The sequence below is a fragment of the Mucilaginibacter sp. P4_G9 genome, assembly GCF_056400985.1.
In genome coordinates, this window is record NZ_JBFUKF010000013.1 from 1 (window position 1) to 13,531 (window position 13,531).

A 13,531-nucleotide genomic window follows, 5' to 3' on the forward strand; every position below is an offset into this window, starting at 1 on the left:
TCTAACAGGAAAAGGATCTATTGTAGGTAATAACGTTTCAAACTCAAACGTTAAAACAAAACGCAGGTTTCATCCTAACTTAAAACTTAAGAAGTTTTATATCCCTGAAGAAGATAAATGGATTACCTTAAAGGTATCTACATCTGCTGTTAAAACTATCAGCAAAAACGGCATTACTGCCTGTATCAATAAATTTGTTAAAAAGGGATACATTTAGTAGGTATTACGTTAAGCCCTATGCTCGGCATAGGTATTAAACGCAGTATATAATTTAAAAAATTACGTAAGCCGGGATGGTGATACGTACAACATAAAAAGAAAATGGCAAAAAAAGGCAACAGGGTTCAGGTAATTTTAGAGTGTACTGAACACAAAACAAGCGGTATGCCAGGCATGTCTCGCTATATTACCACCAAGAACAAAAAAAATACAACTGAAAGACTGGAAATGAAAAAATTCAACCCGGTTTTAAGGAAAGTAACCGTTCACAAAGAGATTAAATAATCAGTTGAAGTTACTGGTAGTTGCTGTAGTTTTATACAGTATACAACTATAACATACAACTCAAAACTTAAATAACATGGCAAAGAAAGTAGTTGCAACACTGAAAGTAGCAGGTAAAGGCAAAGAATATTCAAAAGTTATTACAATGAACAAATCACCAAAAACCGGTGCTTATTCATTCAAAACCCAAATTGTCCCTAACGATTTTGTTAAGGATGCAATTGCAGGTAAAACTATATAATACCTTTTGATTTAAATATTGAAGCCGTCTTGTTTTTACGAGAGGGCTTTTTTCGTTGATGCCTATGCATCAGATGTGCAGACACGCAGATTAAAGTAATTATATTAAACTGACATCTGTTAATTATCATTTGGACATATTTGCATTGCTAAATTAAACATCAAAAACACGCACATTATAAATCTGCATATCCGCACATCTAAAATTTGCACTTCTAACTATGGGATTATTTGATTTTTTTAAGAAAAAGGAAAACACACAGCAGGAGCAACAAGCCCTTGATACCGGTTTAGAAAAAACCAAGGATAACTTTTTTTCAAAGATCACCAAAGTTATTGCCGGTAAATCAACCGTTGATGATGATGTGCTTGATGAACTGGAAGAAGTACTGGTTACATCTGACGTAGGTGTAAGCACCACCCTAAAGATCATTGAGCGGATACAGGAACGTGTTGCCCGCGATAAGTACGTAGGTACAGGCGAGTTAAATACGCTGTTAAAAGACGAAATTCAAAAACTACTTGCCGAAAACAACAGCAACGATTTCCGCAATTTTGAATATGGCGATCATAAACCTTATGTAATAATGGTTGTGGGTGTTAATGGCGTGGGTAAAACTACCACTATTGGTAAACTGGCACATAAACTTAAACAGGCGGGTAACAAGGTAGTACTTGGAGCTGCAGATACTTTCCGCGCAGCCGCGGTTGAACAATTGTTGCTTTGGGGTAAACGGGTTGATGTAAAGGTTGTAGCCCAGCCAATGGGGTCAGATCCGGCTTCGGTTGCTTATGATACCTTACGCTCGGCAGTTGCCAACGGCGATGATGTGGCTATTATTGATACTGCGGGCCGTTTGCACAATAAGGTTGGCCTGATGAATGAGCTTACCAAAATTAAAAATGTGATGCAAAAGGTAATTCCCGGCGCACCGCATGAGATCTTGCTGGTATTGGATGCATCAACCGGCCAAAACGCCATTGAGCAATGCAAGCAATTTACCGAGGCCACCAACGTAAATGCCCTGGCTTTAACCAAGCTTGATGGTACCGCAAAAGGTGGTGTGGTGATAGGAATCTCGGATCAGTTTAAGATCCCTGTAAAATATATAGGCGTTGGCGAAGGCGTTGAGCATCTGCAGTTGTTTGACAGGCAAGCGTTTGTAGACTCCCTATTCAAACAATAATTATGTCATTGCGAGGAGGTACAACGAAGCAATCTCCTACCTTGCAATTCAATCCTATATAGTTCGCGATTGCTTCGTTCCTCGCAATGACAATTTTTTCATTGCAATGATTAGTGTGTTATGAAGACAAAAGAAATTTCGCGCCCATTATCAAAACCAGTTAAACAACGTGTTAACGTGGTTACTTTGGGTTGTTCAAAAAATATATACGATTCCGAGATCCTGATGGGGCAGTTGAAGGGTAACCAGTTTGATGTGGTACACGAGGCTGAAAAAGTGGGCAAGAATGATATTATTGTTATCAATACCTGCGGCTTTATTGACAATGCCAAGCAGGAATCTATCGATACCATATTACAATACAGCGAGCTAAAGGAACAAGGCAAGGTTGGTAAAGTGATTGTAACCGGTTGCTTAAGCGAACGCTACAAACCCGAGCTGGAAGCCGAGATCACCAACGTTGATGCCTACTTTGGTACTAATGACCTGCAGAATTTATTGCAATCAGTTGGCGCCGATTATAAGCATGAGCTTATTGGCGAGCGCTTGCTTACCACCCCGTCCCACTTTGCCTATTTTAAAATTGCCGAGGGTTGTAATCGCCCATGTTCTTTTTGCGCCATCCCATTAATGCGGGGCAAGCACCTGAGTACTCCCATTGATCAATTGGTAAAGGATGCGCAAAACCTGGTTAAAAACGGCACAAAAGAATTGATATTAATTGCACAGGACCTTACCTATTACGGCCTTGACTTATATGGCAAACGTAACCTGGACGAATTGCTTCGCCGCCTGAGCGATGTTAACGGGGTGGAATGGATCAGGCTGCAGTACGCCTACCCATCTGGTTTCCCGATGGAGATATTGGATGTGATAAATGAGCGGGACAATATCTGCAAGTACATGGATATGCCTTTACAGCACATCAGCGATGATATGCTGAAATCTATGCGCCGCGGTATCACCAAACAAAAAACCATCGACATTGTAAACCAAATTCGCGATAAGGTGCCCGGTATAGCCATGCGTACCACTCTCATCACAGGTTATCCCGGCGAAACCCAACAGGATTTTGAAGAAATGGCCCAGTGGGTTGAAGATACTAAATTCGACCGTTTGGGTTGCTTCACCTACTCGCATGAAGAAAAAACACATGCACATTCGTTAGTGGATGATGTGCCGGCCGATGTTAAACAGGAACGAGCCGATGCGATAATGGAAATTCAGCAAGGAATTTCCTTTGATAAGAACCAGGAAAAAATTGGCCATACATTTAAAGTATTGGTGGATAAAAAAGATGGGGATTATTTTGTTGGCCGTACAGAATTTGATTCGCCCGAGGTTGATAACGAAGTGCTAATTGATGCCAGCATTGATTACGCAACAGTAGGTGGGTTTGTTAACGTAAAGATAGACAGCGCAGAAGACTTTGACCTTTATGGACAAATTGTAAAATAATCCAATTTGTGGTTTCCTATTGGTTTATTTTAAGATTTAAATCTAAATTCGAAATCAGCATTTAATATTTGATGCTGATCACATGTTCTATATTTGAATTTTTAAATCCGAAATCGAACATTCGAAATACAAAACCAAAAATGGAAGCCTCCTGTATAAGTTATAAAGAAACCGGATTTTTTTCGCCCACAGTTATTGACTACCTCGAAAACCGGGCCGAGCTGCAACCGTTTTATGCCTTCCGGCCTGATATGGACGGATTTGCCGAACTGCTGAAAAACAAAAAAGTAGTTGCCAATCGGGAGATATTGTTCCGTGTACTATCAAAGCAGTACGTGCATAATGAACAGRAAGGCAATTCAAAATTCAAAATTCAAAATTCAAAACTTGTCGCAGACAATATTGATCTGCTAAAGCTTGATAACACCTATACAATTACTACCGGTCATCAGCTGAATATTTTTGCAGGACCGCTATATTTTCTTTATAAGATTGCCACTGCTATTAAATTGGCGCAGCAATTAAAAGCAGCTCACCCCGATAAAAACTTTGTACCTGTTTACTGGATGGCCAGTGAAGACCACGATTTTGCCGAGATTAATTACACCAACATTGGTGGTAAAAAAGTGCATTGGTGGTTTGAGGCTTCGGGCGCTACAGGGCGGATAAATCCTGATACCATGCGCCAGGCGCTTAACCAATACAAAGGGGTTTTAGGGATGGAAGGTCATGCCGTAGAAGTTGCTGAAATTGTTGAAACCGCTTACACCCGCTTTGATAAACTGGCCGATGCCACCCGCTATTTAGTTAACGCACTGTTCGGTCAATATGGCCTGGTTATTATTGATGCAGATGACCACGAATTTAAGCAACAGTTTGCTCCCATTATGGAGCAGGATATCATTAACCAAAACAGTTTTAAAAATATAAGTGMCACCAACGAGCAACTGCAAAAACTGGGGGTACATATCCAGGTTAATCCGCGCGAAATAAACTTTTTTTACCTCAAAGACAGCCTGCGCGAGCGGGTAATATTTGAGCAGGAAAGCTACAAGGTAATGAACACCGAAATTAGCTTTACAGATGCGGAGCTGAAAGAAGAAATAGCTAACTATCCGGAACGCTTTAGTCCCAACGTGGTAATGCGCCCCCTTTACCAGGAGTGCATTTTGCCCAACATTGCCTACATAGGTGGTGGCGCCGAGGTGGTGTACTGGCTGGAGTTAAAATCAAACTTTGATTATTATAAGGTTGATTTCCCGATCCTGATCCTGCGTAATTCGGCATTGGTAATACGTAAGGAACAGGCGGCAAAAATTGAGCGCATGGATCTTGATGCTGCCGCCCTGTTTAAGCAGGATGATGAGCTTAAAACCGAATGGATAAAAAAACACAGCAACCATAACCTCAGTCTTGCAGGTGAGTGGCGCGAAATGTCTGCAATTTTTGAAAAGATCAAGCTCCGCTCCTACAAAATAGATCCGTCCCTTTCGCCATCAGCATCGGCCGTACAAGCGAGGCTAAAACATGCTATTGATAATCTCGAAAAGAAATTAATAAAAGCCGAGAAACGCAATTACACGGTAAGGCTGGAGCAATTATCAGCCGTAAAAGTCGAGCTGTTCCCCAAAGACAGCCTGCAGGAACGCACCGAAAACTTTGGTTTGATGTATGTTAAATGGGGACAATCATTCATCGACGAACTCATCCATCATTTTGAACCGCTTGATTTTGAGTTTACGGTGCTGACAGAGGAATAAAAACAGTACAGTAATGCGATTTACTTTTATTATTATTGTGGCAATAATAATAAAAYCGATTTGAAAAACCTTATCTCACTTAAGACATTTAAAGCGTTTGCAATTTTGTTTGCCATCGCTGGTATATTTTTGGCATGCTCTAAAGGTAAAACAGAACCAACGCCGCCGACGCCCGAACCCACACTGGCAATAACTTCGATTAATGTAACAGAGGGCCCTTATAACACCGTTGTAGAGATTACAGGGACTGCATTTAGCAACACAATTAGCGAAAATAAAGTCACTTTCAATGGTAAAGAAGCTACTATTAGCATGGCAACCGCTAGCAAATTAACCGTTAAGGTGCCGCTTGGTGCTGGTACGGGTACTATTAAAATAGTCGTAAATGGAAAAACTGTTACCGGCCCATTATTTACCTACCAGTTATCTATTGTTACAAGTATTTTTGCCGGCAGTGGTACATCCGGATCGAAAGATGACAACGGAATAAATGCCAGTTTTAATCATCCAACCGGTGTTACTACCGATGCTGACGGGAATGTATACGTAGCTGATCAGGGCAATAATAAGATCAGAAAAATAGATGTAAACGGGTTGGTTACCACCTTTGCCGGAACAGGTGTAGCCGGTTTTGTTGACGGGAATAATGCTTGCTTTAACACTCCTACCGGGCTCACAGCCGACAACGTTGGTAATATATATGTAGCAGATGAAATCAATCACGTTATCCGCAAAATAACACCTTCGCGCAACGTAAGCACATTCTCAGGAGACGGCACTTATGGTTTAGGCAACGGGCCGTCCATTAGCGCACATTTCAAAAACCCTACAGGTATAACGATAGACGGAAGCGGCAACTTTTACGTGGCCGACCCTCAAAACAACATCATCAGAAAAATTGACAACACCGGCGAGGTAAGCACTTTTGCGGGTAACACTGCATACGATTTAAAAGATGGATTAGGCAACGCCGCCAGTTTTAACTTACCCGTTAGTGTCACAGTTGATAAAAATGGCAACATCTATGTGGCCGATGTATTAAACTACCGGGTGAGAAAAATCACATCTGGTGGAGCGGTTTCAACAATAACCACCACAGGCGCATTTACTACTCAGTTTGACGGTATTGATGCGGTTGCTGCCGATTTTAACGGAAATGTTTATATAAGTGCTAAAACTAAACTTATAAAATTAAGTAGCTCAAATGTCACAACAGTTGTAGCTATCAACTTAAAAGATGCACAGGGAATAGCCATTGATAAAAATGGCTATATTTATATTGCCGATACGGGCAACAATATCATCCGAAAAATATCAATGCAGTAAATTGAAATAAAAGGCTGTCCCATTATAAGGCTGGACAGTCTTTATTTCAATTTAAAGAAACGGTTTAGCATTAAATTGTTTTGTCAACGTAAACTCATATCACCAAAAAACCCGGCGTTAACCGGGTTTTTGTATTTATTTCTTTGTCCAAACGTTATTGTCGGGGTTATAATCCGGCAATACTTTATCCGGATCATAAGTAACCGATTCAATTTCTTCTGTCGATGGATATTTGAATGTCCAGGAAGCATTACGTTCCCAAACTTCAACAGGTAGTTTCATCCTGTCGGTTTTACCGCTTTTGGTTTTTATTTCCAATATAACCGGCATAGCCATTTTACCAAGGTTATCAATAGTGATCAAAGCGCCTTTTGAAGCATCGTTATCAATGTATTTAACATCGCTAACGGCAACATCTAAACGCCAGTCGTTTAGGAACCATCCCCTCCAAAACCATTGTAAACTTTCGCCTGAGGCATTTTCAATAGTACGGAAAAAATCATCTGGTGTGGGGTGTTTAAATGCCCAGCGGTTGATATACGTTTTAAAAGCAAAATCGAAACGTTCCGGACCCAGGACCTGCTCACGCAATAAAACAAGGCCTGCGCTTGGTTTTGCATACAGCAAAGTACCGGTATTTTTTTCTTTAAGATTAGCTGGCTGGCTCATCATTGGTTCAAGCTCGGGTTTGGTAAAAAAATCGCCGATTTTATGCATATCCCCTGGTTTTCTTGCATATTCCCCTTTATTGAAATCGGCGGTAGAAAGTGTATTGATAAAAGTATTGAACCCTTCGTCCATCCAGCCATATAAGCGTTCATTTGATCCTACGATCATCGGGAACCAGGTATGGCCAAACTCATGGTCGTTAACTCCCCAAAGGCTGCCTTTTTTAGCCCTGTATCCACAAAAAACAATGCCGGGATATTCCATACCGCCTACAATACCGGCAACGGCTGTAGCAGCAGGATAAGGAAACTCAAACCATTTTGACGAATTGTATTCAATTGATTTTTTAACATACTCCGTTGAACGGGCCCATGCATCAATGCCATCACTTTCAACCGGGTAAGCCGATATGGCTATTGATTTTTTTCCGCTTGGCAAATCCATCTTAGCCGCATCAACAATAAATGCTGCAGATGAGGCCCAGGAGGCATCCCTCGCATTTTTTATTTTAAAGTGCCAGGTAAGGGTAGCTTTACCGGCCGGACGCGATGAAGCATCAGTAACCTCGGCAGCCGAACGGATAACTACGGTCTTTTCACTCTGAGCGGCTTGCGCCCAACGTTTTTGCTGCTCGGGGGTGTATACCTCGGTTGGATTCAGCAGCTCGCCAGATGCCACTACAATGTGTTTTGCAGGAGCAGTGATGCTCAGGTCAAAATCACCATACTCCAGGTAAAACTCACCCGGACCGGTATACGGCTGGGTGTTCCATCCCAATACTTCATCGTATACACACATACGGGGGTACCACTGGGCCACAGTGTAGATTTTGCCATTTTTCGAGACCTTATCATCCAGGTAACCCATACGGTCCGATCCGTAATTGGGGGATACAAATGAATATTCAATTTTTAGCTTGGCAACACCGCCATTGGCTGTTACCTGTTTTGGCAAAAAAACCTGCATACGAGTATCGCTGATGACGAATTTAGCATCAACCAACGCGCCTTTAAGGCCAACATATTTTACGGACTTAATTTTATAACCGGCCTCAAAAGCCTCGCCACGCCCCCAGTTACGGCTGCCTGCAGGCGGAACGATTGCAGTACCGCGGGAATCTAACTTAAACAGGTTTTGATCAAGCTGCATCCATAAAAAGCCAAGGTTTTGCGGACTGTTATTGGTATAGGTTAAAACTTCTGAACCGGTAATTTCATTGCTTTGGTCGTTCAACGTAGCGGCCAACATGTAATCAGCACGATTTTGCCAGTATTTAGGGCCCGGCTGGCCATCGGCCGCGCGGAACTCAGTACCATTTTTAGTGTAGAAGGGGGGGCCGAAAGTTTCGTGATAATTGTAATCAGAAGCCGGAGGGGTTGGAGGTGCGGTTTGCTGCGCGTTACCTGCCGTAAATGCAAGCATACAGGCCAAGCTTAAACCGGCCATCAGTTTTAAATTCATTTCAGTCAATTTTTTTGAGTATACAAAGCAAGTATACTAAAAAAACTGTTTTTATATTCCCGGTAAAATGATTGTTACGCTTTTATTAAGGATTGAATTAATGATTTATTGAATTATCGATTTGTTTGATAATAATCTATTAATCAAGTAGATTTAATTAGTTTCAACAATTTTCATTTCTTCAAAAAGTGATCTTTATAAACCTTCTCATCAAAGCCAAAAAACAAGAAACCGCCATCTTCAATAACCGGTCTTTTGATCATGCTGGTTTTTTGTTGCAATAATTTTAAAGCATCTGTATTGGTTTTAACACTTTCTTTTACTTCGGGGTCAAGTTGTTTCCAGGTGAGGCCCTGTTTATTCATGAATTTTTCGTAACCGGCTTTGCTATCCCATTCCTGCAGTTTTTCGGTGCTTACACCCAGTTTTTTAAAATCCTGGAAATCGTAATCAACTTTATTGGTTTTGAGCCAGTCGAGCGCTTTTTTTACTGTATTGCAATTGGTAATTCCGTAAACTTTCATGCTGCAAATCTACTGATTTGTCCCACTACTTTTACCCCCGCCTTTGGTATCATCATTATTTATGCCGCGCTGGTTCTTTTTAATATCGCTGCTAAGCTTACCAAATTTGTAGTTAACCCTGATAGCAAAATTGCGGTAAGGATTTTGATAAACCGATGATTGCGAAAAATCGGGCGTATTAGTGTATGTTTTATAAGTTCGGTACTTACTGTAAGGATTGTTTGATACCAATGATATAGTGAGCGTTTTTTTAAGAAACTCCTTGCCTACTACATACGATGAAAATATGCCATGCCCGTTTTTACCCTGCAGGTTAACATCGCCGCTAAAATACCCGGCATCAATGCCAAAGCGAAAGCCGCTATCAAACTTATAAGCAAGGTTGGCAAACGCATTACCGGTATACCCGTCATTTTTGTAAAACTGCCCGTTATAAGTTCCCTTTAACCAAACATGCGTTATCCGGGCATTTAAATTGACGGTGAACCTTTTTGTGATAGAATAGTTTGTGTTGATATTTAAGCCCAGGCTGCGGTTGCTACCCAAGTTTTGATAAGTAGTAGTAGTAACCGTGTCAGTTTTACCATTTAATGTACTATCAACCCTTATGCTGGTAACATTTTGTATAGCATTGTTTGAAAACGCGTAACTAAGGCTCGCATTAATTGAACCCTTTGAAAAATTACTATACGTAAGCTCAAATGTATTATTAAGCTCGGGGCTCAGGTCGGGATTACCGGTATTAATAAATTTAGGGTTCGATCTGTCAATAAAAGGGTTTAACTGGTATATCCCGGGGCGCTGAATGCGCTGGGTAAAACCTAAACTTATACTGCTGGTTTTTAAGCTTCGTTGTACAGATATGGACGGAATGAGGTTATTGTACCCTTTATCAAGCGGTATCCCCGAAAAATCGGCACTCACCTGGGTGTGTTCCAATCGTAAACCACCTTTACCTGTCCATTTGCTAAATTTTAACTGGTACGAATTATATACGCTATAAACATTTTGCTGATAGTCAAAAACGTTGGTCTGGTTGGTATTAACTAAGTAATCATTGGTTAATGAGTCGCGGTCTTCGCGTCTGTAATCGCTGAAATTTTTACGCAGGATAGCTTTTGCACCCGTTTCAATGCTGATAGTTTTTAGCGGATAGGCATAATCCAACTGAAAGGTATGCTCTTTATTACCGGCTTTGTTATATTGCCTGAAATCGGGCTGTATTTGCTGGCCATAATTAACCCTGTCTGTAAAAAGGTTATCGGCAAACTGGGTGCCTGGCGAATAACTATATTTATAGGAAAGTGTAAGCAGTTCATCCTTATGTCCTTTGAAACCTAACTGGTAATTAAGGGCGGCATCAAATCCCCTGTCGTGATTGTAACCATCGGTTAACTGGCGGTAGCCTTGTGTTAAAATCGCATTGCTATTTGTTTGGGCAGATATCCTGTCATTGTCCTGTACAAACTCTCCCTGGAAAAGTTCGACCGAACCTGTGAGCAGGTTAAGGGAATCTATCTCGTAGCTTAACTCAAAATCGCCGTAACGGTAATTACCGCCAAAGGTGCCTGTACCATTTTGCAATATGGTGGTATTTTGCGCAAACTGATTCTGCGTATTGGTAAAGATATTATTATTTAAGTTTTGATGGCCAAAACCTGCATAGCCGGCTAAGCCAAACTTACCTTGCTTTACCGTTCCGTTAAGATTAAAACCCGGTCCCCACACACTGTTATAGCGCGAGTTGATGCTGCCATTATAACCCTGGTCGGCATTTTTTTTGGTGATGATATTGATGATACCGGATAAACCTTCGGCATCATACTTGGCCGGCGGCGTAGTGATCACCTCTATCTTTTCGATATTGGTGGCTGGCATCGATTTTAGTACATCCGATGGATTTTTGGCCATCAAAGCTGATTCCTTACCGTTAATCAATATCTTATAATTCCCGCTTCCTTTTAGTTTAATCTTATCGTCACCATCAACAGAGAGCAACGGAACCTTGCGCATCATATCCAAAGCCGATATAGCTTTACTCTCCGGGTCGGCTTGCACATCATAACTCAGGCGATCAACCTCCTGTTTCATCAGGGGTCTTACAGCAGTAATGCTTACCTCGTTCAGTTGCTTGCTGGAAGCCGACAAGTAAATTTTCCCCGCATCAAATACTGTTCCGGCAGGTTTTACAGGCAAGGTTTTGGAAGCAAGACCCATAGATGCAACAGCCAACTGGTAGGTTTTGCCATCCGGCGCTTTTAGTTCAAAGCTGCCGTCATTTTTGGTGAGCGTACTTTTTACCGATGCCTTGGTATCGGCATCCYGCAACATAACGGTAACATACCCTAAAGGCTTATTACCAACAGAATCGATAACCAGGCCCTTAACCGTAATATTGGATTGGGTTTGAGTTTGCGCTATTACCTGTGTTGAGAAATAACAGCAAAATATGATAAGTAAAAGTTGTTTCATAAGGCATTTAGATGATAAGACACCTAAAGTTACCTAAGTGTTGCAAGAGCATGCAAATATTTAACACTTTTTAACTAAATACTTAGTTTATTAAATTCCTGTTAAATAATTATTTATTATACCTGGTCATGGTGAGTTCGGTACCTATAGTAGAGAAGCTCTTGATCATTTCGATGGAGCGATCTATCAAAGCAGGCAATTCTGGCTTTTCATCATCATCAAAGCTGTTTAATACATAGTCAACCTGGCGGCCTTTGGGGAAATTATCGCTGACGCCAAAACGTAAGCGCGCATAATTATTGTGCCCAAGGGTGGCTTCAATATGTTTTAATCCATTGTGCCCGGCGGCGCTCCCTTTGGGTTTTAAACGCAGGGTACCTAATGGTAAAGCAATATCATCCACTATCACCAAAACATTTTCCAGCGGGATCTTCAGATCTTTCATCCAATGATTTAGGGCTTTACCACTCAGGTTCATAAAGGTAGTGGGTTTAATGAGGCACAAAGTACGACCTTTAAAAGAAACCTCGGTATAATAAGCAAGGCGCATATTATAAAATTTGGCCCCCTCCTGTTTGGCCAATTCATCAAGCACCATAAAACCTATATTATGCCGGGTATCAGCATATTCGGGACCTATATTTCCTAAACCTACTATTAGATATTTCATGGGAATGGAGTAAAGATAAGAATGGACAAAAGACAAAAGACTTTTGGACAAAGGATTTTTTTTTGATAAAGCTATTTAGATATGGAGTTTGATAGCGACATGATTTGTTTTTGGAGTGATTGTATTCTGTTTAATAAATTGTTATACTCAAATCCAGAAGCCAGGTTGCATTGTTCTGCTATAATAAGTTGGGTTTCCAATTCAAATGCCGAACCTAAACTCATTGATAAAAAATGGACGAAATCCTTGTCTGATTTTCTTGCTGAGCCTTCCGCAATGTTTGAGGGAATGGAAACAGCCGCTCTGTAAAGCTGACTTGAAATACCGAAACGATGATCATTAGAAAACTTTTGAGTGAGCTGATAAATATCCTTTGTCAATTCTACCGAATCGATCCAAATCCTCAACTGTCTAAAGTTATGTTTTAACATGATGTCACTAATTTACCCTAAAGAGTCCTTTGTCCGAAAGTCCTTTGTCCGAAAGTCCCAAAGTCTGACAGTCCTTCGTCCGAAAGTCTGACAGTCCTTCGTCCGAAAGTCCAAAAATCTTTTATCAAAAAAAAGCGCCGGGCAACGCCCGACGCTTTTTTTAAAGTTCGAAGAACTTATTTTTTACCAGAAGCAGCTTCCTGCTCAGCCTGACGTAATGCACGTGAAGTGGTTACAGATACGATAGTATCTTCCTGTGCATTGGTAATGGTAAGGTTTGGAACTTTAATTTCCGCTACTTTAACCGATTTACCAACTTCCAAAGCTGAAATGCTTACTTCAATAGCATCTAAATGATCTTTAGGTAATGCTTTGATGCGCAGTTTCCTTAGTTTTTGAACTAATTTACCACCCACTTTAACACCTGGAGAAGTTCCGGTTAATTTAACAGGGATCTCGATAGTGATAGGCTTTTTCTCGTCAAGCAATAAAAAGTCTACGTGGATAATTTGTTCAGTTAAAGGGTGAAACTGCATATCTTTAATAATAGCCTGTGATTTAACACCAGCAACATCAAGATCGATGAAATGAACAACCGGAGTGTAAACTACGGCTCTCAAATCAGCTGCGGACACTGAAAAGTGGGTTTGGGTTGGCCCACCGTAAAGTACTGCAGGCACAAGGCCTTGATAACGCAGTTCTTTAGCGTCTCTTTTCCCTACGTTCTCTCTTGGAGAACCGCTAATAGCAATTGATTTCATTTGTTTTTATTTTATTATTTATTTGTTAAGTCCATGATCAATAAACCATGGATTTGCTTTTATTCATT

The 13,531-nt window shown here is 40.9% G+C and carries 13 protein-coding genes; 7 read left to right on the top strand and 6 right to left on the bottom strand.

From position 1 onward, the window contains the following. The 7 genes from rpmB to AC1DPZ_RS02855 form a co-directional block, all read left to right on the top strand. Positions 1-217: 50S ribosomal protein L28 (rpmB, locus tag AC1DPZ_RS02825; protein WP_477401118.1), on the top strand; the 217-nt coding region annotated here is incomplete at its 5' end. Positions 218-321: 104 nt separating this feature from the next. After that, complete coding sequence (rpmG, locus tag AC1DPZ_RS02830; protein ID WP_067063463.1) at positions 322-504, top strand: 50S ribosomal protein L33; 183 nt, start codon at positions 322-324, stop codon at positions 502-504. Between the two features lie 76 nt (positions 505-580). Further along, positions 581-745 carry a DUF4295 domain-containing protein gene (locus AC1DPZ_RS02835; protein WP_477401119.1) on the top strand — a complete coding sequence of 55 codons (165 nt, stop codon included), beginning with the start codon at positions 581-583 and terminating at the stop codon, positions 743-745. 220 nt (positions 746-965) lie between these two features. Beyond that, positions 966-1,931, top strand: a complete 966-nt coding sequence (gene ftsY / locus AC1DPZ_RS02840; protein WP_477401121.1) for a signal recognition particle-docking protein FtsY — start codon at positions 966-968, stop codon at positions 1,929-1,931. A 120-nt stretch (positions 1,932-2,051) separates the two neighbouring features. Continuing rightward, a complete protein-coding gene (rimO, locus tag AC1DPZ_RS02845; RefSeq protein ID WP_477401123.1) occupies positions 2,052-3,389 on the top strand; it encodes a 30S ribosomal protein S12 methylthiotransferase RimO in 1,338 nt (445 codons plus the stop codon). A gap of 140 nt (positions 3,390-3,529) precedes the next feature. Next, positions 3,530-5,149, top strand: a complete 1,620-nt coding sequence (bshC, locus tag AC1DPZ_RS02850) for a bacillithiol biosynthesis cysteine-adding enzyme BshC (RefSeq protein ID WP_477401124.1) — start codon at positions 3,530-3,532, stop codon at positions 5,147-5,149. Between the two features lie 60 nt (positions 5,150-5,209). Further along, positions 5,210-6,475, top strand: a complete 1,266-nt coding sequence (locus tag AC1DPZ_RS02855; protein ID WP_477401125.1) for an IPT/TIG domain-containing protein — start codon at positions 5,210-5,212, stop codon at positions 6,473-6,475. A 135-nt stretch (positions 6,476-6,610) separates the two neighbouring features. Here the strand turns inward: AC1DPZ_RS02855 and AC1DPZ_RS02860 are convergent, their stop codons facing one another. The 6 genes from AC1DPZ_RS02860 to AC1DPZ_RS02885 form a co-directional block, all read right to left on the bottom strand. After that, complete coding sequence (locus AC1DPZ_RS02860) at positions 6,611-8,605, bottom strand: M1 family metallopeptidase (RefSeq protein ID WP_477401126.1); 1,995 nt, start codon at positions 8,603-8,605, stop codon at positions 6,611-6,613. A gap of 173 nt (positions 8,606-8,778) precedes the next feature. Beyond that, positions 8,779-9,129, bottom strand: a complete 351-nt coding sequence (locus tag AC1DPZ_RS02865; protein WP_477401127.1) for a Spx/MgsR family RNA polymerase-binding regulatory protein — start codon at positions 9,127-9,129, stop codon at positions 8,779-8,781. A 9-nt stretch (positions 9,130-9,138) separates the two neighbouring features. Then, a complete protein-coding gene (locus tag AC1DPZ_RS02870; RefSeq protein ID WP_477401128.1) occupies positions 9,139-11,601 on the bottom strand; it encodes a TonB-dependent receptor in 2,463 nt (820 codons plus the stop codon). 109 nt (positions 11,602-11,710) lie between these two features. Beyond that, on the bottom strand, positions 11,711-12,271 hold the full coding sequence (pth, locus tag AC1DPZ_RS02875) for an aminoacyl-tRNA hydrolase (RefSeq protein ID WP_477401129.1): 561 nt from the start codon (positions 12,269-12,271) through the stop codon (positions 11,711-11,713). Positions 12,272-12,342: 71 nt separating this feature from the next. Then, positions 12,343-12,702, bottom strand: coding sequence for a four helix bundle protein (locus AC1DPZ_RS02880; protein ID WP_477401130.1), 360 nt, complete (start codon positions 12,700-12,702; stop codon positions 12,343-12,345). 176 nt (positions 12,703-12,878) lie between these two features. Continuing rightward, positions 12,879-13,463: a 50S ribosomal protein L25/general stress protein Ctc gene (locus AC1DPZ_RS02885; protein WP_477401131.1), complete on the bottom strand. Its 585-nt coding sequence runs from the start codon at positions 13,461-13,463 to the stop codon at positions 12,879-12,881. Positions 13,464-13,531: the final 68 nt, after the last annotated feature.